The following is a 384-nucleotide window of genomic DNA, read 5'->3' as shown; positions in this document are numbered from 1 at the left end:
TTTCAAGACTACCTTTCTGCACCTCGCAGCAATGCGGGTGACGGACGAGTTGTCTTTCAACTAGATGTGCCAAATCAGGAACTTGAGAACGTCCATAAAGCGCAACTTTTAACAGCTGGTGATCAGAAAAATGTTGTTATCCAATACCGTATCCAACTAGGTTCCAATGACTTTGTGGTTGATCTTGGTCAGGTATTTAGAGGCCAGAGATTTATGTATCGTCCAACTATGAATTCTAAGTCAGTTTCAGGAGCACATTCTGAGAAAAAAGCGCATTTCAAAGAGCATCATGCAAGGGATATTTTAGAAACACCAGGTTTAATAACGAACGAGTTCGGTACACATTTTATTTCTGCTAGGGGAAATCATCTTATACTATGGGCG

The 384-nt window shown here is 40.9% G+C and carries 1 protein-coding gene; it reads left to right on the top strand.

Annotated features, from left to right (window positions below; genetic code table 11):
• On the top strand, nucleotides 1–384 hold a 384-nt coding region (locus AC1DWA_RS33710), incomplete at both ends, for a hypothetical protein (protein ID WP_477917888.1).

It is taken from the genome of Rhodococcus sp. P4_F3_2 (genome assembly GCF_056401335.1).
This window is presented reverse-complemented; position numbering and strand designations above follow the sequence as displayed.